Origin of the sequence: Rhodococcus wratislaviensis (assembly GCF_900455735.1) — a bacterium.
In the GTDB taxonomy this organism is placed as follows: domain Bacteria; phylum Actinomycetota; class Actinomycetes; order Mycobacteriales; family Mycobacteriaceae; genus Rhodococcus_F; species Rhodococcus_F wratislaviensis.
Genome location: NZ_UAUI01000026.1, coordinates 100123 through 125608, shown reverse-complemented (window position 1 = coordinate 125608; position 25486 = coordinate 100123). Strand labels below are relative to the sequence as shown.

The 25486-nt window shown below is 68.2% G+C and carries 23 protein-coding genes; 15 read left to right on the top strand and 8 right to left on the bottom strand.

Translation table 11 applies throughout. From position 1 onward, the window contains the following. Positions 1-167: 167 nt before the first annotated feature. Positions 168-629 (top strand): Lrp/AsnC family transcriptional regulator, encoded by a 462-nt coding sequence (locus tag DTA22_RS31075; protein ID WP_037242237.1) that lies wholly within the window; start codon positions 168-170, stop codon positions 627-629. A gap of 2 nt (positions 630-631) precedes the next feature. On the opposite strand, the gene DTA22_RS31070 is transcribed toward DTA22_RS31075, so the two are convergent. Next, entirely contained in the window at positions 632-2158 is a 1527-nt protein-coding gene (locus DTA22_RS31070) for a gamma-aminobutyraldehyde dehydrogenase (RefSeq protein ID WP_245973370.1), read from the bottom strand. A gap of 289 nt (positions 2159-2447) precedes the next feature. Here DTA22_RS31070 and DTA22_RS31065 point away from each other — a divergent pair, with 289 nt between their 5' ends. From DTA22_RS31065 to DTA22_RS31040, 6 genes are all read left to right on the top strand, one after another. Then, positions 2448-3827: an aspartate aminotransferase family protein gene (locus DTA22_RS31065; protein ID WP_112302001.1), complete on the top strand. Its 1380-nt coding sequence runs from the start codon at positions 2448-2450 to the stop codon at positions 3825-3827. 288 nt (positions 3828-4115) lie between these two features. Further along, positions 4116-4952, top strand: a complete 837-nt coding sequence (locus DTA22_RS31060; protein WP_037242232.1) for a polysaccharide deacetylase family protein — start codon at positions 4116-4118, stop codon at positions 4950-4952. Further along, complete coding sequence (locus DTA22_RS31055; protein ID WP_112302000.1) at positions 4949-6454, top strand: C45 family autoproteolytic acyltransferase/hydolase; 1506 nt, start codon at positions 4949-4951, stop codon at positions 6452-6454. The genes DTA22_RS31060 and DTA22_RS31055 overlap by 4 nt, the downstream gene beginning before the upstream one ends. After that, positions 6451-7221, top strand: coding sequence for an SDR family NAD(P)-dependent oxidoreductase (locus DTA22_RS31050; RefSeq protein WP_037242227.1), 771 nt, complete (start codon positions 6451-6453; stop codon positions 7219-7221). The genes DTA22_RS31055 and DTA22_RS31050 overlap by 4 nt, the downstream gene beginning before the upstream one ends. Positions 7222-7240: 19 nt before the next feature. Next, positions 7241-8266 carry an aromatic ring-hydroxylating oxygenase subunit alpha gene (locus DTA22_RS31045; protein WP_037242226.1) on the top strand — a complete coding sequence of 342 codons (1026 nt, stop codon included), beginning with the start codon at positions 7241-7243 and terminating at the stop codon, positions 8264-8266. After that, positions 8247-9200 (top strand): PDR/VanB family oxidoreductase, encoded by a 954-nt coding sequence (locus DTA22_RS31040; protein WP_112301999.1) that lies wholly within the window; start codon positions 8247-8249, stop codon positions 9198-9200. The genes DTA22_RS31045 and DTA22_RS31040 overlap by 20 nt, the downstream gene beginning before the upstream one ends. Positions 9201-9221: 21 nt before the next feature. Here the strand turns inward: DTA22_RS31040 and DTA22_RS31035 are convergent, their stop codons facing one another. Together DTA22_RS31035 and DTA22_RS31030 are read right to left on the bottom strand one after the other, a co-directional pair. Beyond that, entirely contained in the window at positions 9222-9842 is a 621-nt protein-coding gene (locus DTA22_RS31035) for a 5-oxoprolinase subunit B family protein (protein ID WP_112301998.1), read from the bottom strand. Then, positions 9842-10600 carry a LamB/YcsF family protein gene (locus DTA22_RS31030; protein WP_112301997.1) on the bottom strand — a complete coding sequence of 253 codons (759 nt, stop codon included), beginning with the start codon at positions 10598-10600 and terminating at the stop codon, positions 9842-9844. Before DTA22_RS31030 ends, DTA22_RS31035 begins: the two co-directional genes overlap by 1 nt. A 129-nt stretch (positions 10601-10729) precedes the next feature. Here DTA22_RS31030 and DTA22_RS31025 point away from each other — a divergent pair, with 129 nt between their 5' ends. The 4 genes from DTA22_RS31025 to DTA22_RS31010 all read left to right on the top strand — a co-directional run bounded on the left by DTA22_RS31025 (position 10730) and on the right by DTA22_RS31010 (position 13634). Beyond that, positions 10730-11872, top strand: a complete 1143-nt coding sequence (locus DTA22_RS31025) for a PPE domain-containing protein (RefSeq protein WP_112302105.1) — start codon at positions 10730-10732, stop codon at positions 11870-11872. Continuing rightward, a complete protein-coding gene (locus DTA22_RS31020; protein ID WP_112301996.1) occupies positions 11869-12630 on the top strand; it encodes an ESX secretion-associated protein EspG in 762 nt (253 codons plus the stop codon). Before DTA22_RS31025 ends, DTA22_RS31020 begins: the two co-directional genes overlap by 4 nt. A gap of 63 nt (positions 12631-12693) precedes the next feature. Next, the gene (locus tag DTA22_RS31015) at positions 12694-13107 is read left to right on the top strand and encodes a hypothetical protein (RefSeq protein WP_112301995.1); all 414 of its coding nucleotides are present in this window, start codon (positions 12694-12696) and stop codon (positions 13105-13107) included. 26 nt (positions 13108-13133) lie between these two features. After that, on the top strand, positions 13134-13634 hold the full coding sequence (locus tag DTA22_RS31010; protein ID WP_112301994.1) for a DUF3558 domain-containing protein: 501 nt from the start codon (positions 13134-13136) through the stop codon (positions 13632-13634). Between the two features lie 75 nt (positions 13635-13709). Here the strand turns inward: DTA22_RS31010 and DTA22_RS31005 are convergent, their stop codons facing one another. The 3 genes from DTA22_RS31005 to DTA22_RS30995 are packed head-to-tail and all read right to left on the bottom strand — an operon-like array spanning position 13710 to position 16463. After that, positions 13710-14603, bottom strand: a complete 894-nt coding sequence (locus DTA22_RS31005; protein WP_112301993.1) for a metal ABC transporter permease — start codon at positions 14601-14603, stop codon at positions 13710-13712. Beyond that, a complete protein-coding gene (locus DTA22_RS31000) occupies positions 14600-15478 on the bottom strand; it encodes a metal ABC transporter ATP-binding protein (protein ID WP_037242206.1) in 879 nt (292 codons plus the stop codon). The genes DTA22_RS31005 and DTA22_RS31000 overlap by 4 nt, the downstream gene beginning before the upstream one ends. A gap of 13 nt (positions 15479-15491) precedes the next feature. Continuing rightward, positions 15492-16463, bottom strand: a complete 972-nt coding sequence (locus tag DTA22_RS30995; protein WP_112301992.1) for a metal ABC transporter solute-binding protein, Zn/Mn family — start codon at positions 16461-16463, stop codon at positions 15492-15494. Positions 16464-16600: 137 nt separating this feature from the next. Here DTA22_RS30995 and DTA22_RS30990 point away from each other — a divergent pair, with 137 nt between their 5' ends. Continuing rightward, entirely contained in the window at positions 16601-17689 is a 1089-nt protein-coding gene (locus DTA22_RS30990) for a LacI family DNA-binding transcriptional regulator (protein WP_112301991.1), read from the top strand. A 19-nt stretch (positions 17690-17708) separates the two neighbouring features. Here the strand turns inward: DTA22_RS30990 and otsB are convergent, their stop codons facing one another. Beyond that, on the bottom strand, positions 17709-20249 hold the full coding sequence (gene otsB / locus DTA22_RS30985) for a trehalose-phosphatase (RefSeq protein WP_037242198.1): 2541 nt from the start codon (positions 20247-20249) through the stop codon (positions 17709-17711). Between the two features lie 68 nt (positions 20250-20317). Then, a complete protein-coding gene (gene kstR, locus DTA22_RS30980) occupies positions 20318-20956 on the bottom strand; it encodes a cholesterol catabolism transcriptional regulator KstR (protein ID WP_005566090.1) in 639 nt (212 codons plus the stop codon). A 94-nt stretch (positions 20957-21050) separates the two neighbouring features. Here kstR and DTA22_RS30975 point away from each other — a divergent pair, with 94 nt between their 5' ends. From DTA22_RS30975 to DTA22_RS30965, 3 genes are all read left to right on the top strand, one after another. Further along, a complete protein-coding gene (locus DTA22_RS30975; protein ID WP_112301990.1) occupies positions 21051-23216 on the top strand; it encodes an acyl-CoA dehydrogenase in 2166 nt (721 codons plus the stop codon). A gap of 81 nt (positions 23217-23297) precedes the next feature. Beyond that, positions 23298-24338 carry an acyl-CoA dehydrogenase family protein gene (locus tag DTA22_RS30970; protein ID WP_112301989.1) on the top strand — a complete coding sequence of 347 codons (1041 nt, stop codon included), beginning with the start codon at positions 23298-23300 and terminating at the stop codon, positions 24336-24338. Further along, entirely contained in the window at positions 24323-25474 is a 1152-nt protein-coding gene (locus DTA22_RS30965; RefSeq protein ID WP_112301988.1) for an acyl-CoA dehydrogenase family protein, read from the top strand. The genes DTA22_RS30970 and DTA22_RS30965 overlap by 16 nt, the downstream gene beginning before the upstream one ends. The last annotated feature ends 12 nt before the right edge of the window (positions 25475-25486 follow it).

Below are 25486 nucleotides of genomic sequence, written 5' to 3'. Positions count from 1 at the left end.
CGACGGACCGCCGCAAGTATGTGATTCAAGACACTAACACCGCGCAATGCGTCGCACAAGACGAAATGCGCCGCGCAATGCGTACTCACTGTTTGCTTTCATTCACGAAATGCAGCCTTTTGGCCCCGCAACGCCACTGATCTCGTCGTTCTGGATAGAGTCGGTCCATGTCTCAGCACACTCTGGACGAACTGGACCGCGCGATCCTGCGGCAACTCGAAGACGATGGGCGGCGAGCGTTTCGGGAAATCGCCCGAAACCTGGGGTCCTCCGAGGCGACGGTACGGGCGCGCGTGAAGCGTCTGCAGGATCTGAACATCCTGCGCATCGTCGCGTTCGCGGATCCCGAACGGCTGGGCGACTCGCAACTGGCGCTGGTGTTCCTGACGGTCGACCCGGCCCGGCACCAGCAGGTCGTGGACACTTTGACCGAGATGCCGGAGATCACGTACGTCTCGACACTGCTGGGGCGCAGCGACATCTGCGTCGAGGTCGGCAGCGCCAACAATGCCGAGCTGTGGGCTTTCCTGAATCAACACGTCAGCACCATCGAGGGCGTGCGCACCACGGAGACCATCTCGATCCTCAAAGTGCACAAGCTGCGGTACGGCACGCCCTCGAAGGAGTAGTCCTACCGTCCGTCGCTGAAGACCGTGCGGTGCCAGGCTTTCCGGGAGACCCCGGTGATGTCGCTCATGACGTGCTTGACGGTCAGGTACTCCTCGAACGAGTACGTCGACATGTCCTTGCCGAAGCCGGACGCGCCGACCCCGCCGTGCGGCATCTCGCTGATGATCGGGATGTGATCGTTGATCCACACACACCCCGCATCGATGTCCCGTGATGCGCGCTGCGCGCGGTACAGGTTCGTCGTCCAGGCCGACGCGGCGAGACCGTAGTCGGTGTCGTTGGCGCGGCGAATCGCGTCGTCGTCGCCCGAGTGGCGGCTCACGGTGAGCACGGGTCCGAACACCTCGTCGCGGTAGATCTCGGCGTCCTCGGTGACGTCGGCGATCAGGGTCGGGAGGTAGAAGGCTCCGGGCAGGTCGGGGGCGGATCCGCCGGTCACGATCCGGAACCCGGCGGCGCGGGCGCGCTGCACCATGCCGTCGACCCGGTCGCGATGAGCAAGCGTGATCAGCGATCCGAGATCGGTGTCCGGATCCCAGGGATCGCCCACGACCACCCGTTCCATCAGTTCGGCCACACGGGCGACGAAGTCGTCGTACAGCGAGTCCGCCACGATCGCGCGGGTCGCCGCGGTGCAGTCCTGGCCGCCGTTGATCAGTGACGCCGCCACCGCACCGTGTACGGCCGCATCGAGGTCGGCGTCGTCGAACACGACGAAGGGGGCCTTGCCGCCCAGCTCGAGCTGCACGCGGGTGCCGTTCGCGGCTGCCTGCGCCATCACCGTCCGGCCCACGGCGGTCGACCCGGTGAAGGTCAGGACATCGATGCCGCGATGTCCGGCGAGCGCGGCCCCGACCTCGCCACCCGTACCCGTCACCACGTTGAACACGCCGTCGGGCACACCGGATTCAGTGGCCAGCCGGGCGAGGCGCAGCGTGGTGAGGGGAGTGAGCTCGCTCGGTTTGAGCACGACCGTGCATCCGGCGGCCAGCGCCGGAATCACCTTCCACACCGCCATCTGCAGCGGATAGTTCCACGGCGCGATCGACCCGACGACGCCGACGGCCTCACGCCGGATGCTCGAGGTGTGGTCGGGGGAGTACTCGGCGGAGGCCTTGCCCTCGAGATTGCGGGAGGCCCCGGCGAAGAAGTCGATGTTGTCGATGCTGCCCGGGACGTCGAATTCGCGTGCGAGCCGGATCGCCTTGCCGGTCTGCGCGACTTCTTCGCGGGCGAACAGTTCCGCGTCGCGTTCGAGTGCGCGGGCGAGGGTGGTGAGAACGGCTGCGCGCTCGGCTGGGACCGCTCCCGACCAGGCCGGGAAGGCGGCTCGTGCCGACCGGACGGCGGCGTCGACGTCCGATGCGGTCGCCAGCGTCAGTGTCGTGACGAGTGCGCCAGTCGCCGGATCGAGGATGCGGTGGGTGTCGCCGGATCCTTGGGCCGGGGATCCGGCGATCCAGCAGCCGGGCACGGTGGTCGGCAGGCCGATCGGGGGAGAGGACGGGCAGGGGGCCGAGACGGTCATGAGATCACTCCAAGACGGGGGCGACGAAAGATTTCCTCACAGTAGAAGAGCGATCTCGTGTTGGCTACCCGTGTTCGCGAATTAAGTCGACAAATCCGGCAAAAATCTGCGTATTGCGTCAACATTCTCGCCGTGACTACTTGAATTCGCGGGGAAATGCGGTCAGGATTGACGCATGCCGGATCCAACCTCGGTGTTCGACGATCCGCCGAGTGGCCATCCCGGGTCCGGCCGATGGAACCCGAACCGGTCCGAAATAGACTGAACCAAAACGCAATTGAGGATAACGATGACTGCTGTCACCGAAAGAATCACGACCGGACTCGAACGCTCGGCTGCGCGCCACCTGTGGGGGCATTTCTCCCGGCACGGGCAGAACATCACCCCGCCGATCATCACCCGCGGTGAGGGCGCCCGGATCTGGGACTCGACCGGCAAGAGCTACCTCGACGGACTGTCCGGGTTGTTCGTCGTCCAGGCCGGGCACGGCCGCACCGAGCTCGCCGAGGCCGCCGCCAAGCAGGCCGAACAACTCGCGTTCTTCCCACTCTGGTCGTACGCCACCCCGCCGGCGATCGAACTCGCCGAACGCCTCGCCGGCTACGCCCCCGGTGATCTGAACCGGGTCTTCTTCACCACCGGCGGCGGCGAGGCCGTCGAAAGCGCCTGGAAACTGGCCAAGCAGTACTTCAAGAAGGTCGGCAAACCCGGCAAACACAAGGTGATCTCCCGCTCCATCGCCTACCACGGCACCCCGCAGGGGGCCCTCGCCATCACCGGCATCCCCGCCCTGAAGGCCCCATTCGAACCGCTCACCCCCGGCGCGTTCCGGGTCCCCAACACCAACATCTACCGGGCCCCCGAACCCCTCGGCTCCGACCCGAAAGCGTTCGGGATCTGGGCCGCCGACCGGATCGCCGAGGCCATCGAATTCGAGGGCCCCGACACCGTCGCCGCCGTCTTCCTCGAACCGGTGCAGAACGCCGGCGGCTGCTTCCCACCCCCGCCCGGCTACTTCGAGCGGGTCCGGCAGATCTGCGACGAATACGACGTGCTGCTGGTCTCGGACGAGGTGATCTGCGCGTTCGGCCGGATCGGGTCGATGTTCGCGTGCGACGACTTCGGGTACGTCCCCGACATCATCACCTGCGCCAAGGGCCTGACGTCGGGGTATTCGCCGATCGGGGCGATGATCGCCTCGGACCGGCTCTTCGAACCGTTCTCCGACGGGACGTCGATGTTCGCGCACGGCTACACCTTCGGCGGGCACCCCGTCTCGGCGGCGGTGGCGTTGGCGAACCTGGACATCTTCGAACGCGAGGGCCTCAACGCCCACGTCGCCGAGCAGGCGCCGGCGTTCCGGGCCACCCTCGACAAGCTGACCGATCTGCCGATGGTCGGCGACGTGCGCGGGGAGGGCTTCTTCTACGGCATCGAGCTGGTCAAGGACAAGACCACCAAGGAGTCGTTCACCGACGACGAGGCCGAGCGGATCCTGCACGGGTTCCTCTCCACCGCCCTGTTCGACGCCGGCCTGTACTGCCGGGCCGACGACCGCGGCGACCCGGTCATCCAGCTCGCCCCGCCCCTGACCTGCGGTCAGGCCGAATTCGACGAAATCGAAAACATCCTCCGCAGCGTCCTCACCGAAGCCTGGACCCTGCTGTAACGCAACGGGTCCCATGCCGGAAGGCGGCACCTCGACTACGGCGTCGAGGTGCCGCCTTCGTGTTTTCCGGTGGGCCGAACGCGCACATCGGGAGCGAGGCTGCGCAATGCGCAGCCGGATCGGCAGTATCGACGCAAACCGGGCATTTTCGGGGTTGTGTAGCGGTTTGCGCACTGTTAATGTGTTCTGAAACACGCAAAGCGTTGAATCTACCCCGCTGGATGCCGAAATGCGCAGCATCGAGTTCTCTCAGCCGCCGGGAGCGGCACAATCGACGAGGAGCACGTCTTGACGATTCAGGAACTTCCCACTGCCGACTGGCCGGACAGCAAGGCGGCCGCGGTGTCGTTGACATTCGACGTCGACGCGGAGGCCGGCTGGCTCGGCGAGGGCGACGAGTACGAACGCCGTCTGACCATCCTGTCCGAGGGGCGCTACGGCGTCACGCGCGGAGTGCCGCGCATCCTCGATCTGCTCCGCCGATACGACATCTCGGCGACGTTCTTCGTCCCGGGTCACACCGCGGAGCACCACCCCGCGATGGTGGCGAGCCTGCTCGACGCCGGGCACGAGATCGGTCACCACGGCCACCTGCACCTGCGCAGCGACAAGGTGAGTGAGCAGCAACAGATCGACGAGATCGACAACGGGCTCGAGGCACTCGAGCGGCTCGGCGTCCCGCGGCCGAAGGGATACCGCTCCACGTCCTGGGAACTCACCCCCGAAACGTTCGCTCTGCTCGTCGAACGCGGGTTCCTCTACGACTCCAGCTGTATGGGCGACGACCGTCCCTACATCGAGTCCTGGGACGGCCGCGAGATCCTCGAACTGCCCGTGCACTGGTCGCTCGACGACTGGCCGCGCTTCGGCTGGAACATCGACGGTGGCGGCAACGTCGCCGACCCGGAAGAGTTGCGCCGCTGTTGGACAGCAGAATTCGAGTCGGCCCGTGCCGAACGCAGGCACACGAGCTTCACCATGCATCCCGAGGTCATCGGACGCCCCTACCGGCTCGCCCAGTTCGAGCAGGTGGTGGCGCACATGGCCGAGTCCGGTGACGTGTGGTTCGCCCGCCTCGACGAGGTCGCCGAGTTGGTGGCGCCGCGACTGCAGGTGGCGTCGTGACCCGCCGGTTCCGTTCCACACAGGTCCGGCCGCGGGACCGCGGCTACGAGTTCGGCAGTGCCCATGCGGAACAGGTCGGCGCGTCCGTTGCCGCATACCGGCAGTTGTTCGACCGCGCTGCCGGCTCGGCCGTCGACCTGGACCACTGGGGGACCCTCGCCCTCGAGCGGATCACGTCCGCCGCACCCGCGATCGCCGACGAGATTGCCGGCATCGCCGAAGGCGCCGGTCTTCCGGTGACCGCGGTCGCGGCGATCAACGCGCGTACCGAGGTGCTGGCCGCGGTCGGCGGAGTCACGCCGAGCGAGTGCTCGACGGTCGTCCGGCTCCGGGACGGGGACGCACCGGTCTCCATTCAGGCGTGGGACTGGTTCGCCGAACTCGCCGACCTCTGGTTCGTCTGGGAAATCCCGCACGAGAACGGTCATCTGACCACCACCGTCACCGAATACGGCATCGTCGGCAAGATCGGCGTCAACGACCGCGGGCTCGGCGTGCACTTCAACATCCTCCACCACTCCGAGGACGGGAACGGGATCGGTGTCCCAGTGCACGTGCTGGCTCGCGCCGTCCTCGACGAGTCGCGCGACCTCAACCACGCGCTCGTCCGGCTCGCCCAGGCGAAGGTCTCGGCGTCGACGTCGCTGACACTCGTCGCGAACTCCGGCGGCGAATCCGCCGCCGTGAGCGTCGAACTACACCCCGGCGGGATCGGATACGCCCTGCCGGACCGCGACGGCCTGCTCGTCCACACCAACCATTTCCTCAGCAGCCCGGCGAACCTGCACGACACCGAACTCCGGGACGGCCCGGACACCGTGATCCGGTTCGACATGCTCCGCCGTCGACTGTCCGGCAGACCGGACGTCGATGCCCCCGCAGTCGTCGAGGCGATGACGTCGCACCTGCTCGGCGGCGGTGCGACGTGCTGCCACGTCGACCCCGCCCTGCCCACGGCGGCACGCTTCGAAACCCTCGCCACCGTCTCGCTCGACGTCGAGAACGGAACCCTGACGGCCCATTCCGGTGGGCCCTGCACCATTCCTGCCGATTTCGCGGCACCGACCAAGGAGAACACCGTGCTGAAATTGAAGCGCATCGACAACATGGACATCCTCACACACGATGTCGACGCACTCGTGGAGTTCTACCACGGCGTCCTCGGCCTGCCCTTCCACCTCCCGTACGAGAAGGAGGAGGAGTGGGCGGCGATCGACATGGGCAACGTGACACTCTACATCTTCAAATCCGAAGTGGGCGAGCATGCGCCGCGCCGCACCGCGGTCAACCCCGACAACGCACCCGGTTACGACTCGATCGCGTTCGAGGTCGACAGCCTCGACGAGGCCGAGGCCGCGCTGGACGGACGCGTCGAATGGGTCGACGAGCGGATCCAGTGGAAGCACCCCAGCGGCACCTGGTACCAGTACCGTCCGTTCTTCGACCCCGACGGCAACATGCTGTACGTCACCGAGCCGCACATCGTGGGAGCGGGCGTATGAGTCCGGCCGCCATTCCGAGTGTTCGGCTGGATGACCGCGTCGCGCTGATCACCGGCGCGGCACGCGGCATGGGCGCCGCACACGCGCGGACCCTCGCGTCCCGCGGAGCCGAGTTGATCATCGCCGATCTCGACGTCGCGGAACTGTCGGCGGTCGCCGAGGGGATCCGCGACAGCACCGGGCGCCGCGTCGAATGCCTCGAACTGGACGTCACCGCACCGGACGCCGGCGAACGCGTCGTCGCCGTCGCGAACGACACCTGGGGTCGTCTCGACATCCTGGTCCACAACGCCGGCATCATGCACGACTGGAAGACCCTCGACGAGACACCGGTCGAGAACCTCCGGCCCTATCTCGCCGTCAACGTCCTCGGGCCGTACGCCATCACCCGAGCCGCCACACCGCTCCTCGCGCGCAGCGCGGCACCGCGTGTCATCTTCATCTCCTCGCAGTGGGGGCAGGTTCCCGACGGCCACTCCTATGGCTACATGGTGTCCAAGACCGCGCAACTCGGGCTGATGAAGGCGCTGTCCTCCGAACTCGTCTCGCAGAAGATCCTCGTCAACGCAGTAGCACCGGGCGCGATCCACACCCGGATGGTTCCCGATGACGTCTATGCCGAAGAACTCGCAGCAGTCCCCCTCGGCCGTCTCGGCGATGCCCACGAAATCGCCGCGGCCGTCGCCTTCCTCGCCTCCGACGGAGCCGCATTCATCACCGGTCAGACCCTCGCGGTCAACGGTGGAGCCCTCGTCGTCGGCGCCTGATCTCTCCGAAAGGACCCTCGTGACAACCTCGATCCCCACCCCCACCAAACGTGAACTTGCCGAAGCGTCCATGCGCCGCTCCTGGTTCCCGGTCGCGCGCCTCTGCGACCTCGACAAGCCCCAGACGGCCACGCTTCTCGGCGTCAGCCTGGTGATCTACCGCGACGGCGAGGGGCGGATCTCGGTGCAGTCGCGGCGCTGCCCGCACCGCGGCGGCGACCTGTCGATGGGCGAAGTGCACCAGAGTTCGATCGGCTGCCCGTACCACGGCTGGGAGTTCTCCAGCGCCGACGGCAGCTGCAGCCGCATCCCGTCCCTGGCCGATCAGGGCAAGATCCCGCCGCGGGCCTCGATCGCCACCTACCCCGCGGTCGAGCGGTTCGGACACGTCTGGACGGTGCTCGAGGACCCGATCCGCGACCTGTACGAGATCGAGGAGTGGCAGGGCCTCGACCTCGAATGGCTTGCCGCCGACCCCATCGACTCGTCGGTTGGTGTCGGCGTGACGATCGAGAACTTCCGCGACGTCGCACACTTCCCCTTCGTCCACAAGGTGTCGATGGGCCCGACCCCGGAGGTCGTCGAACCGCTGAACGTCAACCGGGACGGACTCGACGTCTGGATGGACCGCCCGCTCGACGCCGGCTCCGGCGACTGGGCCAACGACGGCGACTGCATGATGCGGTACCGCTGCTCCGCACCGGGTCTCGCGTCCATCACCTACCACTACGAGAAGCTGGGTCGCCGCGTCGTCGCCGGGTTCCCGTCACCCATCGACTACGAACACGTCAAGATCTTCTGGGGCGTCGCCAACGAGGTCGGCTACCGCGGCGCAGACTTGGAGGAATGCCTGCGCGTCGAGGAGATGGTGTACCTCGAGGACATCCCGATCGTCGAATTCATCGAACCCCGCGAGATCCCCTGGGATTCCGAGTACCAGGAATTCTCCGTACCCGCCGACCTGTTCACCCTCAACTACCGGCGCTCGTTCACCGAGCTGATGAACCGCGTCGAGGACGGCAGTCATGTCAACCAGTTCGTCTGATACGCAGACCCTTCCGCTCCGCGTCGTCGCCGCCCACTGGGAGGCCCGGTCGATCACCTCGTACGAGTTCGCCCGCGCGGACGGCGGTGAGCTGCCGGCCTGGGAGCCGGGTGCTCACGTCGACGTGCATCTGCCGTCGGGGATGGTCCGGCAATACTCGCTGTGCGGCGACCCAGCCGACTCGACGCGGTACCGCATCGCCGTCCTCGAACTGCCCGCGGGGCGGGGAGGCTCGGTGGAGGTTCATCGCGAGCTGCGGCCGGGTCGCCCGATCCGGATCGGCAGGCCACGCTCCAACTTCGGGCTGGCAGAGGCGGACCGGTACGTGTTCGTCGCCGGCGGGATCGGCATCACCCCAATGCTGCCGATGATCCGGGAAGTGCAACGGCGCGGCGGAACCTGGGAACTGGTGTACGGCGCGCGCACCGCCGAGCACTTCGCATTCGTGAGCGAGCTCGACGCGTCGGCGGTGCAGTTGGTGCCGCAGGACACGAGCGGTCACCTCGACCTGGAGTCCATCGTGGCGTCCTCTGCGGGGGCGGCGGTCTACTGCTGCGGGCCCACTCCGCTCATGGACGCGTTGGTGGAAAGGATGTCGAAGGCGGGCCGTGCCGACGACCTCTACCTCGAGCGGTTCGCCGCGTCGGCACCCATGGTCGCGTCCAGCGGTGAGTTCGAGGTCGAACTGGCTCGCAGCGAGAAGTTCGTCCAGGTACGTTCCGACCAGACTGTGCTCGAGGCCGTCCGCGACGCCGGCATCGACCATCCGTCGTCGTGCGAGATGGGAATCTGCGGGTCCTGCGAGGTGAAGGTCCTCGGCGGCGACGTCGACCACCGCGACGATCTCCTCACCGAAAGCGAACGCGCGCAGTGCAACAGCATGATGATCTGCGTCTCCCGCGCTAGGGGGGACCGCCTGGTCCTGGACCTGTGAGTACTTATTAACGTCGGGCGGTTAATAAGTACTCACGGGCGCGAAGCGCACGACGACGCCGGGGCGGAGCAGGGCAGGGGGAGTGCGTTCGGCATCCCAGATCGGTTCGTCGGTGGTGCCGATGAGCTGCCACCCGCCGGGCGAGCTGCGGGGATAGATTCCCGTGAACTCCCCGCCCAGAGCCACGGTCCCGGCGGGGACGGACGTCCGAGGCGTCGAGCGGCGCGGCACATGAAGTTCGGGTGCGCCGCCGGTGAGGTAACCGAAACCCGGTGCGAAGCCGCAGAACGCGACCGTCCACGGTGTTCCGGTGTGTGCGGCGACGACGCCGTCGACACCGAGACCGGTCAGCTCGGCCACGTCCTCGAGATCGGGACCGTCGTAGCGCACGGCAATCCGGATCTCGTCGGGGGCGTCCTCGGCGACCATCGCCTCCGGTTCCGTGGTCCGCACCCACTTGGCGACGCGGTCACGGCTGGTCGCGCCGTGGTCGAACCGCACCAGGATGGTGCGCGCCGCCGGGATCACCTCCACGACCCCGGGTGGCCGGGAGTCGTCCAGCGCACGGAAATGCGCGAGCACGGTGCCGAGATCCTCGAACTCGGCGAGGACCGCGCTTTCTCCGACGTCGAGGATGCGCATCACACGAACGGCTCCACCGTGATGCCCTCGGTGTCGAGTAACGACCGGATGGCGGTGGCCATCTCGACGGCAGCGGGCGTATCGCCGTGGACGCAGACGGATTCGGCGGTAACTGGCAGGACTGTACCGTCGACCGCTTCGAGGGTGTGATCGGCGACGAGCCTGCGGACCCGCTCGGCCACCACCGCCGGATCGTGCAGGACGGCCCCGTCCGTCGTGCGCGGCACCAGCGTTCCCTCGGGCGTGTACGCGCGGTCCGCGAACGCCTCGGTGACCGTCCGCAGCCCGGCCTTCTCGGCCTCCTCGAGGAACACCGAACCGGGCAGACCGAGGACCGGAAGCGTCGGGTCGTACGCGCTGACCGCCGCGACCACCGCGCGGGCCTGCTCGCGGTGGTGGACGATCGCGTTGTACAGCGCGCCGTGCGGTTTCACGTACACCACCGCGGAACCGGAAACCTGGGCGAGACCGTCGAGGGCGCCGATCTGATAAATGACGTCGGCCGTCAGGTCACGCGGTGTGACATCGATGAACCGGCGCCCGAACCCGGCGAGGTCGTGGTAGCCCACCTGCGCGCCGATCCGGACCGTCAGCTCGGACGCCGCCGAACAGGTGGACAGCAGCGTCGCGGGATCGCCCGCATGAAAACCGCACGCCACGTTGGCGCTGGTCACGAGCTTCAGCATCGCCAGGTCGTCGCCGAGGGTCCAGGCGCCGTAGCTCTCGCCGAGGTCGCTGTTCAGATCGATTGCCGGCACATATTCGATACTAGGGTTCCGAGTGCCGTCTTGTAGATTCTCTCGCGGGGGCGGGCGGAACCGGTGAGGGTCCTGCTGCGTCAGAACAATTGACCGCGCGTGGTGGACTGCGCCATCGGAGGGGGAAACGTGACCGACCCGGCATACATCAAGGATCCCGAGAACTTTCACTCGGATCAATGGGATCACGCGCGGATCGCGAGCGCCGTCGCCGGCATGAACGTCGAGAACGTGAGCGGCATCGCGAGGGCCTGGGCCGAACTGGGGACGACGGCCCACGACGCGATCGTCGAGTTCAGCGACGCGATCAAGAAGACGATCAGCGAGAGCTGGCAAGGTGCTGCCGCGTCGGCCGCCTACGGCGAGACCGAGCGGTACTCGTCGTCCGCGTCGCAGGCGCAGGCGCAACTTCACGGAGTCGCGGACGCGCTGACGCCGCTGGCGGAGACGGTTGCGTCGCTCCGGTCGCAAGTCCCCGAAACCATCGGCACCGGACTGTGGGACAAGTTGACGCCCTGGGACACGGACACCGAGGACGAGTACTACCGGCGCGACGGTGAGGCGCGCGAGAAGATGGCCACGATCTACAACCCGGGACTCGCGACCTCGGACGGCAACGTGCCGTCGTTCACGAAACCGGAGAGCATCGTCGACGTTCCTTCGGGTCCGTCCGGGCCCGGTGTCGACCAGGCGAGCGGCACCCCGAGTTCGAGCGATCGGGTCGGTGGACCGAATGTCGGGCAGCCGAACTCCGGCGACGCTCCTGTGAGGAACCCGTCGGCTGCGGACAACATGTCCGCTGCGGATGGCACGCAGCAGAATGCAGCAACCGCGCCGTCGGCGGCCACCACGCCGGCGACGACGGCCCCGGCCTCGGTGACGGGGGATCAGGCGCAGAGTCGGTCGGGCATGCCTCCCAGCGCCGAGTCGTCCTCGGGTGCCGGTTCGCGCTCCGCGGGTGGGGGTTCTGGTGGCGGCGGACTGGGAGTCGGCGGGCTCGGCGGTGGTGTCGGCGCCGGGAATCGGCCGGGGGCCGTAGCCCGGCCCGGCACCGCACCCGGGGTCGCGGGGGTCAACGCCGGAGGTCGCGCGGGTGCCGGAATGCGGGGTACCGGCCCGATGGGTGGGGGAATGATGGGCGGCGCAGGGGCCGGTAGGGGCGGCGGCGAGGACAAGGAACACAAGACGCCCGACTACCTGATCACCCTCGACAACGGTAACGAGTTGATCGGCAAACTGCCCCTCGTCTCGCCGCCGGTGATCGGCGCATGAAGATGCGGAACTGGCGGCTGCGTCCCGAACTGTTCGACGCACTGTGGGCCGGCACCGGGCAGGACCGCATTCCGTACCCGTTCCGGATCGTGAGCGCACACCCCGGGCTCAATGCCTATGTCGCTGAGCAGAACCGGATACGCGAAGCCGTCGCGGGAGCCGAGCACGACGAGGTGCGGTCGGCGTTGGGCGTGCTCGCCGAGCCAGAAGTGTATGTCGAGATCTCCGGTTCCACCGCCGACGAATCCCCGATCCGCATCATCGGTGCGCAACACCGGCAATGGGTGGTGATCGCTTCGCAACTCCCCGGCCGGGCACCGCAGATCGGTGGCGACGTGGTGATCGGCGCCGGTGCGGCGGGGCGGCTGGGCGCCCAACTGATCGGGCTGATCCCGCAGAACGCCGCCGGCCGACGCCGGTTCCAGCGGCGCGACGAACAGGACACCCACTTCTCTCGGGGAATCCTGCAGGAGGTCAACCGGGTGGCCCCCGCCCCGCGGCTCGAATCCGCCGTGCAGAAGGGATACGCCGGCCGCGGGAAGATCCGAGTCTTCCGCGGCCCCCGCTACGGCAGCGGCAGGGATGTCGGCGTCATGCACTGGATCGACATCGCCGGCGACGGACGCTACGTGATCGGACGGCACGATCCCGCCGCCGCGCACCCGGCAGAACCCGACCAGCTCGTATCCTCGCTCGACACCCTGATCAGGGTCGGTACCACTCCACGAGCGGGGTCGGTCGGTCCCCGCGGTTGGTAGATTGCCACGCGCCGGCGATTGCACAGGTGGGGACACAGCACGACACACGGAGGGGACACCGACATGGCGGGGCCAGAAGCACCGGAAGCCGGATGGAAGGCTTTCACCGAGAACATCACCGGGGGAGGCAGGCTCGAACTCGACCCCGCAGGCATAGAGCAGTGCATCAAGCTGTGCCAGGAGCATGCGGATCGCATGGGTGATCTCGCCCGTCGGGCGAATGAGGAGCTACGCGCCACAGATCTCGGGATCGGAGAGAAGGATATTGCGTCTGCGGCCGAGCTGGCGCGCAAGTTCGACGAGAAGGCGATCAGCGGTACGGACATCGAATTCGCCAACACTGCGCGGGGGCTCTTCACAGCGCATCAAACGTATGCGCGCGACATGAAATCGATGTTCGAGGCTGTGCTTGCCCGATACCAGGAGCAGGATGCGCAGATCGCTGGAAGCCTGAGCGTCGCGGGAACAGACCTGTGAACCGCAGACGATCCGTAGCGACTGCAATGTCGGCACTTGTTCTATTGGGATTCGCTACTTCTTGCGAGCAATCCTCCGGCCGCGAAGCAACAGCCGACCCCGCTCCGACTATCGGTTACCACCCGTGCGACGACCTGCCTATCGAGGCGATCAAGGAGGCGAGGATAGACGCACGCCCCCCTAGTCGATCGGATCACGAATCGACATCGAACTTTGCTTGCATGTTCACATCGCATGATCCCTACTACGGGATCACGATCGCTGCGCGCGGCGACACCATCGAGGACATCCGGCAAGATGACCGCTTCGAGGTCATCAATGAAACCGAGATCGACGGTCGTCGTGCGGTGGTGGGGCTTTTCCTCGGCGGATCGTGCACTGTCGCGGTCGACATTGAACCCGGAGTCCTCGATTTCGAAATTCTCTACAGCGAGGGAAGCCCGGAGTTCACGACAGTCGACGCGGCATGCGATCAGGCGACGAAGGTGGCGACGACGCTGGCGCCTTATTTCCCCGACCACTTGTAGGCAGGACTTGTACTGAGCCTCCACTCTTCGGCGTGTGAGGGCCGGTTCGGCCGTCGGATCGCGGAGAGTGGCGGCTCAGTGCGTGTGTGCGTGGGTGGGGGCGATTCGTCCCGCGTTCTTGCGTCGTGAGGATCCGCTGAGCCGGCATACGAGGTAGATGACGAACGAGATCGTGGTGACGAAGCTCGACACCGGCACACCGGGTGCGAGGGACAGCAGGATGCCGCCGACGGCGGCGAGTTCGGCGAACACGATCGACAGGATCGTGGCCTTCAGTGGGCTGGCGGTGACGTAGGCGGCGGCCGCGGCGGGGGTGATGAGCAGCGCCATCACCAGCAGCGCCCCGACGATCTGGACGCCGAGGGCGGCCGTGATGCCGACGAGCACGGCGAACACGATCGACAGCGCACGTACCGGGACGCCGCGGGCCTCGGCGACGTCGGGGTCGGTGCTCGCGAAGAGGAGGGGTCGGTAGATGAGGCCGAGGACCCCGATGACCAGCACGGCGCAGAGCAGCAGCAGTTGCAGGCCGCTGTCTCCCGGCGCGACGATCTGGCCGATCAGCAGCGAGAAACTGGTGCCGGTGCGCCCTTGGTACGACCAGATGAACAGCACCGACAGGCCGAGCCCGAACGCCATGATCACGCCGATGACCGAGTCGCGGTCGCGGGCCTTCGCGCCGAGCAGTCCGAACAGGACCGCCGCGACCACCGACCCGGCGATGGCTCCGGCCCCGACGCTGACGCCGATGAGCAGGGCCGCCGACGCGCCGGTCAGCGACAGCTCGCTCGTGCCGTGCACTGCGAACGACATCTGCCTGCTCACGATGAGCGGGCCGATTGCGCCTGCCAGCAGGCCGAGGATGGCGCCGGCGATCAGTGCCTGCTGGACGAAGTCGTACTGCAGGAGGTCGACGGTGGCCGAGACGTCGAACATGCGTGACATCGCGTCGGTGAATTTGTTGCTCATGCGTGTCCCTCGTCCGTGTGGTGCACGCCCTCACCGGGGCGGAGGCCGCCCGCGCTGCCGAGCGCGTCGATGGCGTCGCCGGTGCCGATCACGACGAGGCGTCCGCGTACGTGCAGCACCTCGACGTCGGTGCGGTACAGCTCGGACAGCACCTCCGACGTCATGACCTCTTCGGGTTTGCCGATGCGGAACTGTCCGTCGACGAGGTACAGCACGCGGTCGACGAGGGGGAGGATCGGGTTGATCTCGTGGGTGACGAACAGCACGGCGGTGTCGTGGGTGCGGCGCCGCCGGTCGATGAGTCCCGACACGAGATTCTGGTTGGCCAGGTCGAGGCTGAGCAGCGGTTCGTCGCACAACAGGATCTGCGGGTTGCCGACGAGGGCCTGCGCGATACGCAGTCGTTGCTGCTCACCGCCGGACATGGAACCGATCGGTGCGTCCGCGTAGTTCTGGGCGCCGACTTCGGCGATTGCCGCGTCGACGATCGCACGGCGCCGGCCGCGCCGGAGGAGACCGGTTCCCCACTGGTGGCCGTCGACTCCGAGGCCGACGAGGTCGCGGCCCCGCAGCGGCAGCCCGTCGTCGAGCGACTTCTGCTGGGGGATGTACCCGACGTGCGAATTGCCCTTCCGTGCGGGTGATCCGGCGATGCGCGCGGTGCCGGAACTGAGGGCGAGCTGGCCGAGCAGCACCTTCAGCAGCGACGTCTTGCCCGACCCGTTGGGCCCGAGGACGGCGACGAATTCGCCGGGTTCCACGGTGATGTCGAGGTCCTGCCAGAGTGTGCGTTCGCCGAAGGACAGTCGCGCCCCCGTCAGTTCCAGTGCGGGGACGCGACCGTTGCCGTCGTTCTTCGAAGTGGGTTCTGTCACAAGCCGATCAGTTCTATTGCAGAGCCGCGGCGAGCGACTCGGCGGTGTTGGTCTGCCACTGAATGTAGTCCAGGCCTTCGGGCAGGGTTTCGGTCACCTCGACGACGGGGATTCCCGCCGACTCGGCCGTGGCCCGCACGTCCTGGGTGACCCGGTCCTGCGTCTGCACGTTGTAGACGAGGGCCTGCACCTGCTTGCCGGTGAGCAGCTGTCGCGTGGCGGCGATGGCGGCGGGTGCGGGGTCGTTGCCGTTCTCGATGGCGCTCGTGAAGTCGGGCGGGGTGACGTCCTTCAGGCCCGCGGACTGCAGCAGGTAGTAGGCGATCGGTTCGGTCTGGGCGACGGGCGCGTCCTTGTGGGCGGCCGCGATGCCGTCGGTGATCGCGGAGATCTGCTCGAGCTGACCGTGGAAGGTGGCGGCGTTGGCCTTGTAGGCGTCGGCGTTGTCGGGGTCGAGTTGGCCGAGCTTGTCGGCGATGGACTGCGCGGTGGCATCGACGGTGTCGACGTCGAACCAGACGTGTTCGTTGACGTCGCCGTGGTCGTGGCCCTCGTGCGAGTCACCGCCATCCGAGTCACCGCCGTCCGAGTGCTCGTCCTCGCCGGCGTGCGCGCCGCCCTCGAGGAGGTCGAACGCGTTGACCGAGAGCTGGTCGCTGTTGCCGGTGCCGATGATGTCGTCGACGAAGTGGTCGTACCCGCCGCCGTTGTAGACGATCAGGGAGGCGTCGGTGAGCTTGGCGGCGTCGGTGGGGCTCGCCTCGAACGAGTGCGGGTCGGACGACGGTTCGGTGATGATCGAGGTGACGTCCACCTTGTCGCCGGCGACGGCCTGCGCGACGCTGCCCCACACGTTCGTCGACGCAACGACGGTCAGCGTGCCGTCGCCGGTCGTGTCGGAGCCGCACGCGGTGAGGGTGAGGGCCGCGGCGAACGACAGCCCGACGGCCGCCGTGGCGGCACGAAAACCTGAGGAAGCGCGCACAGAAAACTCCTGACCGAGACGAACGCTAAACGCTATTGGAAACCGTTACCGTTGCACTTTAGCGGATACGTCCTGGTAGTGCACTTTCGGTGCAGCCCCGACGCGCCCGAACGCGGGCCAGGTACTAACGTCCCCCTATGCCCAGGTCTCGACAGCCTCGTCGCCAAGCCACGCTGGCGTCGCTCGCGGCCGAGCTCAATATTTCGCGAACGACGGTGTCCAACGCCTACAACCGGCCGGATCAACTCTCCGCGGAACTTCGCGACCGCGTGCTGCAGGCGGCCAAGCGCCGCGGCTACCCCGGCCCCGACCCGGTTGCCCGATCCCTGCGCACCCGCAAGGCCGGAGCCGTCGGTCTACTGCTCACCGAGGCCCTCAGCTACTCCTTCCGCGACCCCGCCGCGATGAGCTTTCTGTCCGGACTGGCCGAGTCGTGCGAGGCCGCCGGGCAGGGTCTGCTCCTGATTCCGGCGGGCCCGGGCCGCGAGGAGGCGGACGCCGCCGCGGTCGTGCAGCAGGCGGGCGTCGACGGGTTCGTCGTGTACTCGGTGGCGGACGACGACCCGTACCTTGCGGCGGTGTGCGAGCGTCACCTGCCGATGGTCGTGTGCGATCAGCCGCGGGAGATCCCGGGGGCGTCGCTCATCGGCATCGACGACCGCGGCGCGATGCGGGGCCTCGCCGACTATCTGATCGGGCTCGGCCACCGCGACATCGGCGTGCTGAGCATGAGGCTGGGGCGCGACCGCTCGGACGGGGTCGCCGACGCCGAGCGCTTGCGGTCGCCGAATTTCCACGTCCAGCGCGAACGCATCGAGGGAGTGCGCGACGCCATGTCCGACGCCGGCCTGGACCCTCGGACGCTCACCGTCGTCGAACGGTTCGAGCACACCGGAAAGGCGGGGCACGCCGCCGCCGCGCAGGCACTCGGCGTGAATCCGCAGATCACCGCGCTCGTGTGCACGACGGACGTCCTCGCGCTCGGCGCGCTGGACTGGGCGCGCTGGCAGGGCATCGACGTGCCCGGCCGGCTGTCGATCACCGGGTTCGACGGCGTCGACGACGCACTGCGTGAGGGCCTGACGACCGTGCGGCAACCCCAGGAGGAGAAGGGTCGCCGGGCAGGCGCCCTGCTCATGTCCCCGTCGCACTCCGGCGTCGCGACCGTCGAGATGCTGGAGACCGAACTGCTGCGCGGTTCGACGGCCGGGCCCGCCAGACGCTGACCCGGCCGCCCCGAACGCCCTAGGCCAGCAGCTGAGCGCAGCGCAGCAGTCCCAGGTGGCTGTACGCCTGGGGGTGGTTGCCCAGCGACCGCTCGGCGACGGGGTCGTACTCCTCGCTGAGAAGCCCCGTCGGCCCGGCGGCGTCGACCAGTTGCGCGAACAACGCCTCCGCCTGTGACCGCTGACCGATCAGCAGGTACGCCTCGACAAGCCAGGCCGCGCAGAGGTGGAACCCGCCCTCGGTGCCGGGCAGTCCGTCGTCGTGGTGGTACCGGTACACGGTCGACCCGCTGCGCAGTTCCGCCTCGGTGGCTGTGACGGTGGCCGCGAACTTCTCGTCCGACGGGTCGATCAGCCCGGACAGTCCGATGAACAGGGTGGCGGCGTCGAGGTCGGTGCCGTCGTAGGCGGCGGTGTACGAGCGGACCTCGTCCTTCCAGCCCTTCTCGCGCACCTCGTCGGCGATCTTGTCGCGCAACGGCGTCCACCCGGGCTCGATGTTCCGCCCGAAGTGTTCGGCGAGCGCCACCGCCCGGTCGATGGTGACCCAGCCCATCACCTTGGAATACACATGGTGACGCGGATTGTCACGGATCTCCCAGATGCCGTGGTCGGGTTCGAACCAGCGACGTTCGACGGCCTCGACCATGGCGCACACCAGTTCCCAGTCGCGGTCGTTGAGCGCCACCTCGACGCCCTGCTTCTCGCGGGCGTGGGACAGGTCGTGGATGAGTTCGACGATGGGGCCGAACACGTCGAGTTGCACCTGCTGATTGGCCGCATTGCCGATGCGGACCGGTCGCGAGCCGGCGTACCCGGGCAGCGAGTCGATGACGGCCTCGGGCGGCAGACCGCCACCGTGCAGCGTGTAGAGGGGGTGCAGGCGTTCGGGGCCGGGCAGTGTCTCGAGGACGTCGTGCACCCAGTCGAGGTAGCCCTCGGCCTCGCTGAGGGAGCCGAGGCTGACGAGCGCGGACGCGGTGAGCGCTGCGTCGCGCAGCCAGCAGTAGCGGTAGTCCCAGTTGCGGACGCCGCCGATCTCCTCGGGCAGCGAGGTGGTCGCGGCCGCCATGATCGCTCCGGAGTCGACGTGCACCAGGCCGCGGAGGGTGAGCGCGGAGCGCTTCATCAGGTCGGGTTTGAGCGTGGGCAGGGTGAGGCTCTTCGCCCAGTCCGACCAATACGATTCGGCGAGTGCGCGGCGCTCCTCCTCGGGAGTCTCGGAGGGGCCGATTTCCTCGGTGCCGCAGCGCAATTCCAACACGACGTCGCCGCCGGACGGGTCGACGACGGCATGCGCGGTCTGCTGGTTGCCGTCGGACGTGACGTTCCACTGCACGCCGGGTGAGCGCAGCACGATCGGCTCGTTGGTGCCGTGAACGCGCAGTCCCTCGCTGACCGCCTCGAGGATGACCTGGCCCTGCCCGAACTCGGGCCGCGGTGCGAACGTCACGACGGCGGCGGCCTGCCCGCTGATCACCCGGGTCAGGTCGGTGCGGCCCTGGCGGACGTCGTGCGGCAGGTAGTCGGTGACGGAGAGGCTGGCCCAGCGTGTCTGCACGGTCATCGTGCTGTCGATGTACCGCTGGCTCAGCGGCAGCGCGCTGCGGTGCGGGCCGACGCTGAAGTGGCCGGCCTCCGGTCCGCCGAGCAGATGAGCGAACACGGACGCCGAGTCGGGTTCGGGATGACACAGCCAGGTGAGAGTTGCGTCGGGGGTGACGAGAGCGACGGTCCGCGGACTGGCGAGCATGGTGAGGCGCTCGATCGGCGGCGCATGCGCCCCGGACAGCCAGGTGCGGCGCTCATCGAGCAGGAACGCGAGGGCCGCGGCCACGTCTTCGGTGGTCGACACCCGGAACTCGGCGAGGCTCTCGCCGGGGCCCACCTTCACGCCGAGGTCGGGGCCCTGGAGACGCGCGAACGCCTTCTCGTCGGTGACGTCGTCGCCGACGAAGACCGCTGCCGTCGCGCCGTCCTGGTGGCGGATCAGGTCGAGCGCATGCCCCTTGTCGGTGGCGACGACGGCCAGTTCGATGACGGACTTGCCCTCGGTGACCTGCACACCCACGCGCTGCCCGGCGTCGGCGCGCACCGCGGCCAGGGCCTGGGCACCTTCCTCGGCGTCGGCGTTGCGGACGTGGAGGGCGACGCTCGCCGGCTTCGCTTCCACCGATGTGCCGGCGTGCAACGTGGCGATCCGGGTGAGTTCCTCGGTGATCTCGCCGAGGAGTTTCTTGGCGTCGGCGTCGATCGCATGGATGAACCCGATGTCGAATTCCGAGCCGTGGCTGCCGACCAGTTGAACCTCGGCGGGCAGCCGCGACAGTGCGGCGAGGTCCTTGAGCGCGCGGCCCGAGATCACGGCCGCCGTCGTTCCGGCGAGGCTGGCCAGGGCGCGGAGCGCGCGCACCGATTCGGCGTGGGGAAACGCCTTCTCGGGGTCGGAGACGATGGGGGCCATCGTGCCGTCGTAATCCGAAGCGACGAGCAGGCGAGGGGTTCGCGCAACCCTCGAGAGGGCACGGCGAAGTTCGATGGGCAGATCATGGGCGCTCACATGTTCAAATCTAGGGGATGTGACGGCTGTGAGCGCGTTCTCGGCCGGGGCTGTGCCCCGATCGCGTCCTACTCGGGTCTGCGGCTTCCGTCACCGAGCAGCAGTTCGACGGTGAGTTCGAGCCGATTCGCGACATCGGTTGCGGACGAGCGGCGTGTGAGCCAGGCCACCAGGTTCGACAGCCACACGTCGGAGATGACGCGGGCGACGGCCAACTGGTCTTCGGTGGGCTCGGTGTCCGTCATCGCGCGGGCGAACAGACGGTCCATCAGCTTGCCCACCTGATCGACCTCGGCAGCGGCGGAGGCGTCGGCGAACATGAACGCGCGCGTCATGGCCTCGGTCAGCAGTGGGTCGCGCTGCATGGCCCGGGTGATCTGGCTGAGGATCAGCTGCATCCGCTCGAGCGGGTTCCGGCCCGGCGGGTTCTTTCCCCGCGAGTCGATCCGCTCGAACTCGCGGGCGAGCGCGGACACCAGCAGGTGCACCTTGGACGGGAAGTAGCGGTACAGCGTCCCCACGGCGACGTCGGCGCGTTCGGCGACGGCCCGCATCTGCACGGCTTCGTATCCGCCCTTGGAGGCCAGGGCCAGGGTCGCGTCGAGGATCCGCTTGCGCCGTTCCTTCTGCGCGTTGGAACTGAGATCGTCCTCGCCCAGCGTCGCCGCAGCGACCGTCGTGGACCGTGATCGAGAGCTGGTCGTCATTACCTGTTTTCCTTCGCGCCTTGACTCATGGCCAGGTGTCATATTAGAACACGTTCTAGACGAATGTGTCATTCAGGAGAGGCGGATACCCGTTGTGACAATCGCCACCACCGAGGAACAGAGGGCTGCAGCGGGTTCGATCCAGGCTTGGGCGCGGTCCACGGACCCGCTGGTCACAGTACGGCAAGGACCAGCAGATTCGTGGCGTACGTCGTGGCCGTCCTTCGCCTCGCTCGGAATTTTCTCGGTCGCCGTGCCCGACGAGGTCGGTGGGTCGGGAGCGGAGATCGTCGATCTCGCCGCGATGCTCGAACAGGCCGCGACTGAACTCGTCCCGGGTCCTGTTCTCTCGACCGCTCTCGCCGCTCTGATCGTCGGGCGCAGCTCCGGTGCCGCCGCGAAACGGTGGTCCGAGGATCTCGCCGACGGCGCGATGCCGTGCGCGGTGGCTCTCGGCAGCAACTCCCCGGTGAACGCGACCCTCGGGGCCGACGGCGGGCTGACGGTCACCGGCGACGCGGGCTTCGCGATCGGCGGGGACACGGGGGTGTCCGTGCTGCTGCCCGCAGACGCGGGCGAGGGCGTCGTGTGGTGTCTGGTCGACGGCGCATCCGCCGGCCTGGACATCACGGTCGCCGACACGATCGACAAGAGCCGTCCGCTCGCGCGGGTGCGCTGCGACGACGTGGCGGTCGCGGCCGACCGGGTGGTCACGGGTGTGCGGGAGGGGCTCGTGCTCGACCTCGCCGCGACACTCGCCGCAGCGGAGGCGTCCGGGATCGCGAGCTGGTGTCTGCGAACGGCGGTGGAGTACGCCAAGATTCGCGAGCAGTTCGGCAAACCGATCGGATCGTTCCAGGCGATCAAGCATCTGTGCGCGGAGATGCTGTGCCGCGTCGAACAGTCCGGGGCGGCGGCGTGGGATGCGGCCGTGGCGGCGGAGGACGCGTGGGATGCGGACGGCGGCGAGCTGCCGATCGCGGCCGCGGTCACGGCGTCGATCACGCTCGACGCCGCCGTCGAGACCGCCAAGGACTGCATCCAGGTGCTCGGCGGGATCGGCTTCACCTGGGAACACGACGCGCACTTCTACCTGCGCCGGGCGACGTCGCTGCGACAGCTGCTCGGCGGCTCCGCCCGCTGGCGGGCGCGGGTCACGGAACTGACGCGGGCCGGCGCACGCAGGCACCTGTCGATCGACCTGACCGGGCTCGACGACGAACGGGCGCAGATCCGCGCCGAGATCGCCGAACTGGTGGCGCGGCCGAAGTCGGAGCGACGCGCGGCCCTCGCGGAATCGGGTTACCTGGCTCCGCACTGGCCCGCGCCCTACGGGCGGGGTGCCCGCGCCGCGGAGCAGATCCTGATCGAGGAGGAGCTGGCGGCCGCCGGGGTCGGAAGACCCGACCTCGTGATCGGCTGGTGGGCCGTGCCGACCATCCTCGAGCACGGCAGCGCCGAGCAGATCGAGCGTTTCGCCACCCCGACGCTGCGCGGCGAGATCATCTGGTGCCAGCTGTTCAGCGAACCCGGCGCCGGCTCCGACCTCGCGGCGCTGCGGACGTCCGCGGAGAAGGTGGACGGCGGGTGGCTGCTGAACGGCCAGAAGGTGTGGACGTCGAGGGCGCAGGAGGCGGACTGGGCGATCTGCCTGGCCCGCACCGACCGGGACGCGCCGAAGCACAAGGGCATCAGCTACTTCCTCGTCGACATGACGAGCCCCGGTATCACCATCTCGCCGCTGCGCGAGATCACCGGCGACGCCCTGTTCAACGAGGTGTATCTCGAGGACGTGTTCGTGCCGGACGAGCTGGTGGTCGGGAATCTCGGCGACGGCTGGAAGCTGGCCCGCACCACGCTGGCGAACGAGCGCGTCGCAATGGGCGGGGGCTCCTCGCTCGGTGCGGCGATGGAGGAACTGCTCACGCTCGCGGGGGTCGGCGACCCGGTGGCCGACGACAAGCTCGGGCATCTCATCGGCAACGCGCTCGTCGGCTCGCAGCTCGAACTGCGCACCACCCTCCGGCAGCTGGACGGCCAGGACCCCGGACCCGAATCGAGTGTCCGCAAGCTGGTCGGTGTCCGCCAGCGGCAGGCGGTCGCGGAGTTCGCGATGGAACTCGGCGGCGCGGACGGCTGGGTGGAGGGTCCGCTGGCGCGGGAGTTCCTCAATACGCGCTGCCTGTCCATTGCGGGCGGAACGACGCAGATCCTGCTGACGGTCGCGGCCGAGCGGATTCTCGGGCTGCCGCGGGGCTGAGCCTGTCGCGATGGTCTTTCGCGAGGTCCGGGATGGTGATACAACTAGAACACGTTCTAAATTGAAAGTGGGATTGTCAGCGTGGACTTCACTCGAGACGAAACCCAGGAGGCCGTGGCCCAGGTCGCGGCCGGACTGCTGGCCCGCGACCTCGACGGCGATGCCCTCTGGGCCGCATTCGCCGACGCCGACCTGCTGACCCTCGCACTGCCGGAACGTCTCGGCGGCGAGGGGCTCTCGGTCACCGACGTCGGTGCGCTGCTCACCGAGGTCGGGCGGGAGGCGGCGCAGGTCCCGGCCCTCGCAACCCTCGGATTCGGTGTGTTGCCCATCGTCGCGCTGGGCGACGACGCACAACAGGACGCCCTGCTCACCGGTCTCGCCGACGGCCGCACGTTCACCGCGGCCCTCGCCGAACCGGGGGCGCAGTTCCCGGCACGGCCCTCGGTGACCGCGGTCGAGGACGGAGGCGGCTACTCCGTCACCGGACGCGTGCTCGCGGTGCCGTACGCCGAGCAGGCGTACCGGATCCTCGTGCCCACGGACATCGGAGTGGTGCTGGTGGACCCGGGCGCGGACGGCGTCACGCTCGCGCCGACACCCTCGGCGTCGGGTAGCCCCGAATTCGCGATCACGTTCGCCGGTGCGCGGGGCGAACTGCTCGCGGCCGGCGACGACGCGGTGCAGACGCTGTACCGCATCGCACTGGCGTCCATCGGTGCAGTGGCGGACGGACTGCTCTCGGGGGCAACGGTTCTGGCAGGTGAGCACCTCGCCACGCGCCACCAGTTCGGCAAACCGCTCGCCACGTTCCAGGCCGTGTCGCAGCAGATCGCCGACGTCTACGTCACGTCCCGCACCCTCCACGTGTCGGCGCTCGCGGCGTCGTGGCGGGTGTCCGAAGGCCTGGACGCCCAGGACGATCTGGACGTGATGGCGTACTGGATCGCCGCCGAAGTGCCTGCCGCCATGCAGGTTCTGCACCACCTACACGGCGGGATCGGCGTCGACGTCACGTACCCGCTGCACCGCTACTACTCGACCGCCAAAGACCTGGCCCGCCTCGTCGGCGGCGCCTCGTACCGACTCGACCTCGTGGGGGCCCGGTGTTCATCGATCTGACCGACGAGCAGCGTGAGCTGCAAGCGGAACTCCGGCGCTACTTCTCCGGGCTGATCTCGCCTGCCGAGGCCGAGGTGATGCGCACCGAGCGGCACGGCAGCACCTACCGCGACGTCATCCGCCGGATGGGCAAGGACGGCTGGCTCGGTGTGGGCTGGCCGGTGAAGTTCGGCGGCCGCGGTTTCGGCGAGATCGAGCAGCAGATCTTCGTCAACGAGGCGACCCGCGCCGACGTTCCGCTGCCCGCGGTCACGTTGCAGACGGTGGGTCCGACGCTGCAGAAGTACGGGACCGAGGAGCAGAAGCGCAAGTTCCTGCCCGCGATCCTGGCCGGCGAGGTGCACTTCGCGATCGGCTACACCGAACCGGAAGCGGGCACCGACCTCGCGGCCCTGCGGACCACGGCCGTGCGCGTCGGCGACGAGTACGTCGTCAACGGGCAGAAGATCTTCACCACCGGCGGTCACGACGCCGACTACCTGTGGCTCGCCGTCCGCACGGGCTCGGCGGATTCGCGTCACCGCGGCATCTCGATCCTGATCATGGACACGAAGGACCCGGGCTACAGCTGGACGCCGATCATCACCTGCGACGGTGCCCATCACGTCAACGCCACCTACTACTCCGACGTCCGGGTTCCCGCGGACATGCTGGTCGGTGAGGAGAATCAGGGCTGGCGACTCATCACCACCCAGCTCAACCACGAACGCGTGATGCTCGGGCCGGCAGGCCGGGTCGGCGGTCTCTACGACCGCATCCGCAACTGGGCCGTCGCGCACGAACTGCTCGACGCGCCGGACGTGCGGCGCGCGCTCGGCGAGATCCACGCGACGTACCGCCTCAACGAACTACTCAATTGGCAGGTGGCGTCGAGTGAGGCGGATGCCATCGACATCGCCGACGCGTCCGCGACGAAAGTGTTCGCCACCGAACGTATTCAGCGCATCGGCCGACTCGTCGAGGAGATCGTCGGACGTTACGGCGACCCGTCCGAGCCCGAGACCGCCGACCTCATGAGGTGGCTCGACATGCAGGTGAAGCGCAACCTCGTCATCACGTTCGGCGGCGGCGTCAACGAGGTGATGCGCGAGCTGATCGCGACAGCCGGTCTGAAACTTCCCCGAGTCCCGCGATAGGAGCGCCGCGCG

Coding starts and splice junctions, on each gene's coding strand:
- DTA22_RS31010 (WP_112301994.1), top strand. CDS start 13,134: ATGTCGGCACTTGTTCTATTGGGATTCGCTACTTCTTGCGAGCAATCC.
- DTA22_RS31040 (WP_112301999.1), top strand. CDS start 8,247: ATGTCAACCAGTTCGTCTGATACGCAGACCCTTCCGCTCCGCGTCGTC.
- DTA22_RS31015 (WP_112301995.1), top strand. CDS start 12,694: ATGGCGGGGCCAGAAGCACCGGAAGCCGGATGGAAGGCTTTCACCGAG.
- DTA22_RS31065 (WP_112302001.1), top strand. CDS start 2,448: ATGACTGCTGTCACCGAAAGAATCACGACCGGACTCGAACGCTCGGCT.
- kstR (WP_005566090.1), bottom strand. CDS start 20,956: ATGACGACCAGCTCTCGATCACGGTCCACGACGGTCGCTGCGGCGACG.
- DTA22_RS31005 (WP_112301993.1), bottom strand. CDS start 14,603: ATGAGCAACAAATTCACCGACGCGATGTCACGCATGTTCGACGTCTCG.
- DTA22_RS31020 (WP_112301996.1), top strand. CDS start 11,869: ATGAAGATGCGGAACTGGCGGCTGCGTCCCGAACTGTTCGACGCACTG.
- DTA22_RS31050 (WP_037242227.1), top strand. CDS start 6,451: ATGAGTCCGGCCGCCATTCCGAGTGTTCGGCTGGATGACCGCGTCGCG.
- DTA22_RS31075 (WP_037242237.1), top strand. CDS start 168: ATGTCTCAGCACACTCTGGACGAACTGGACCGCGCGATCCTGCGGCAA.
- DTA22_RS31070 (WP_245973370.1), bottom strand. CDS start 2,158: ATGACCGTCTCGGCCCCCTGCCCGTCCTCTCCCCCGATCGGCCTGCCG.
- DTA22_RS30990 (WP_112301991.1), top strand. CDS start 16,601: ATGCCCAGGTCTCGACAGCCTCGTCGCCAAGCCACGCTGGCGTCGCTC.
- DTA22_RS31035 (WP_112301998.1), bottom strand. CDS start 9,842: ATGCGCATCCTCGACGTCGGAGAAAGCGCGGTCCTCGCCGAGTTCGAG.